3 protein-coding genes are annotated in these 2,916 nt (G+C 65.8%); 2 read left to right on the top strand and 1 reads right to left on the bottom strand.

Going from position 1 to position 2,916, the window contains the following annotated elements; translation table 11 throughout:
* On the bottom strand, window positions 1-188 hold a 188-nt coding region (locus VTU_RS34650), incomplete at its 3' end, for a hypothetical protein (protein ID WP_236610632.1).
* A gap of 45 nt (window positions 189-233) precedes the next feature.
* Between VTU_RS34650 and VTU_RS0104580 the strand changes: the two genes are divergently transcribed.
* Both VTU_RS0104580 and VTU_RS0104575 read left to right on the top strand, forming a co-directional pair.
* Window positions 234-1,268 carry a substrate-binding domain-containing protein gene (locus VTU_RS0104580; RefSeq protein WP_010101292.1) on the top strand — a complete coding sequence of 345 codons (1,035 nt, stop codon included), beginning with the start codon at window positions 234-236 and terminating at the stop codon, window positions 1,266-1,268.
* Window positions 1,265-2,797 carry a sugar ABC transporter ATP-binding protein gene (locus VTU_RS0104575; protein WP_010101289.1) on the top strand — a complete coding sequence of 511 codons (1,533 nt, stop codon included), beginning with the start codon at window positions 1,265-1,267 and terminating at the stop codon, window positions 2,795-2,797. Before VTU_RS0104580 ends, VTU_RS0104575 begins: the two co-directional genes overlap by 4 nt.
* The last annotated feature ends 119 nt before the right edge of the window (window positions 2,798-2,916 follow it).

The raw sequence follows: 2,916 nt of genomic DNA, 5'->3' as shown, positions 1-2,916 counted from the left end.
TCGAAGGCGACGGCCTTCAGGCCGGTGGATCCCATGTCGATCCCGATGTAGATGTCTGGATTCATTGTTATTACATCTTGACTGAAAATTTTTGTGCTTTCCGTGGTATTTACCCTGAATTGTTGGGTCGAATTTTGCAATACAGTGATTTTTATGTCATGACAACTAGGGCGCAAAGCGCTCGTCACGGCATGCGTTCAAGCGGTATCCACAACAGGGAAAAGGAGCAATCCATGCGGCGAAATTTCTTGAAAACCGTGGCCTTGGCCAGCACAGGCCTGGCCGCAACCCCTGCGGCGTTCGCGCAGACCGCTGCGGCGGCCGGCCTGCGCGGGAATGCGGGCGACGTCTACGTGATGAACGTCATGGTCTCGGGGGTCGAATACTGGTTCCCGGTCTACGAAATGATGAAGCAGCTGGGTCGCACGCTCGGCGTGAGGACGCGCTACACGGGAACGCCCGAGTACGACGTGAACAAGCAGCTCGCATCGTTCGAGCAGGAGTTGGCGCGCAAGCCGGCCGGCATCCTGTTGCACCCGATGAACCCCGATCCGTTCATCGAGCCCATCAACCGGGCTGCCGCGATGGGCATCCCCGTGGTCACCTTCGCGGCCGACTCGCCGAACTCCAAGCGGGTCTCGTTCGTCACGTCCGACAACGAGCGCGAGGGCTCGCAGGCGGCGGACGCCATCGCCGCGTCGCTGAACGCAAGGGGCGAGTACGGCGTGCTCGAAAACCCGGGGCAGGACAACCACGACCGCCGCATCGCCGCGTTCATCAACCGGATGAAAGCCAAACACCCGGGAATGAAGCTCGTGGGCCGTGCCGCGAGCAACCAGGACCCGAACAAGGCCTACCAAGCGACGCTGAGCATGGCGCAGGCGAACCCGGACCTGGGCGCGCTGTTCATGCCCGAGGCGAATTCGGCCCTGGGCGCCGCGCAGGCCAAGGTCGAGACGAAAAAGAACATCCAGGTGATGTGCTGCGACGTGAACGCCAAGATCCTCGACATGATCAAGTCCGGCGAGGTCTTCGGCTCGATCAATCCGAACCAGGGCGTGCAGGGATACATGGGAATGCTGATGCTGTTCCTGGCGAAGAACGCCCAGCTCATCGACCCGATGAACGACGCCAAGCGCAACGGTGCCAACCCGATGGCGGTCCCCTTCCTGGACAACGGCCTGTCCGTCGTGAGCAAGGCGAATGCGGACGACTTCTACTGGGACAAGTACCTCACGCGCCGCGGCACCAAGGGAATCAACGAATGACGTGCGCCGCGCCGCTGCTCGCGTTGCGGGGCATCACGAAGCACTTCGGCGCAGCGCTGGCGCTGGCCGAAGTGCACTTCTCGCTGCACCCGGGGGAGATTCATGCGCTGTGCGGCGAGAACGGCGCGGGCAAGTCGACGCTGATGAAGATCATCGACGGCATCTACCAGCCGGACGCGGGCGACATCGTCCTGCACGGCCAGAAGGTGGTGATCGACGGACCCGCGCACGCGATGCGGCTGGGCATCGGCCTGGTGCACCAGGAGATCGCGCTGTGCGGCGACGCGACGGTCGCCGAGAACATCCTCATGTCGCAGGTCAGCGCCGGCCGGTGCACCTGGATGAACTACACCGAGCTCAACGCGCGGGCCGCGGCGATCCTGAAACGGCTGGGGCAGGACATCGACCCGCAGCGCCGCGTGGAGGCGCTGAGTCTGTCGCAGCAGCAACTGGTCGAGATCGCCAAGGCGCTGTCGCTCGACTGCAAGGTGCTGATCCTCGACGAGCCGACCGCAGCGCTCACTGCGGTCGAGTCGGTTGCGCTCTTGCGCGTGCTGCACGACCTGAAGGCGCAGGGCATCGGCATCATCTACATCAGCCATCGCATGGCCGAGATCTTCGGGCACGGGGATCGCATCACCGTGCTGCGCGACGGCCGCAGCGTGTTTTGCGGCGTGCTCGCGGAGACCAATCCCAACGCGCTGGTGCGCTGCATGGTGGGGCGCGACCTGGGCCACTACTACCCACCCAAGCGGGAGCAGAGCGCGGGCGACGCCGCCCTGTCCGAATGCCTGCTGGAGGTCCAGGACATCGCCGACGGCGAGCGCGTGCACGGCGTCTCGTTCACGCTGCGTCGTGGCGAGATCCTCGGCATCGCCGGGCTGATGGGCGCAGGCCGCAGCGAGCTCGCCGAGTCCGTCTGCGGACTGCGCCGCACACGGCGCGGCGTGGTGCGACTGCAAGGCAAGCCGCTCGCGATCAGCCAGTACGCCGACGCCTTGCGCCACGGCATCGCCTACCTGTGCGAGGACCGCAAGGCCGCCGGGGTCTTCCTCGGAATGTCCGTCGCGCAGAACATCTGCGCGATGGCGCTGCGGCGCGTCAGCTCGCGCTGGGGCCTGGTGCAGGGCGCCGCAGAACGGCTCTTGGCCACGGAGTTCGGCGCGCGGCTCAGGATCAGGTCCGATGGCGTGGCTGCCAAAGTCGCCAACCTGTCCGGTGGCAACCAGCAGAAAGTGGCCATCGCCAAACTGCTGGCCACGAAGCCGTCCGTGCTGCTGATGGACGAGCCGACCCGCGGCGTGGACGTGGGCGCAAAGTCCGAGATCCACCACATCCTGCGCGGCCTCGCGGACCAGGGGGTCGGCGTCATCGTGATCTCGTCGGAGCTGCCCGAGGTCATCGGGCTATGCGACCGCGCGCTGGTGATCCACGAGGGCCGGGTGGCGGGCGAGCTGGCCGCCAACGAAATGACCGAGGAACGCCTGCTGCGGCTGGCCTCGGGCTTGAGCGCACAGGAGGATGCATGACGTTCCACGCCAAATTCGCGCGCATGGCCCCGGCCGGTGTGCCGGCCACCGGTGCGGTCGCAGCGACGAAACCTGTGCACGGCGCCGGCCGGACGAGCCTGATGGCGCGGCTGGCGAGC

The organism is Verminephrobacter aporrectodeae subsp. tuberculatae At4 (genome assembly GCF_000193225.1).
In the GTDB taxonomy this organism is placed as follows: domain Bacteria; phylum Pseudomonadota; class Gammaproteobacteria; order Burkholderiales; family Burkholderiaceae_C; genus Acidovorax; species Acidovorax aporrectodeae.
The sequence above is the reverse complement of the archived record's forward strand: the minus strand, read 5'-3'. Positions and strand labels throughout refer to the sequence as shown.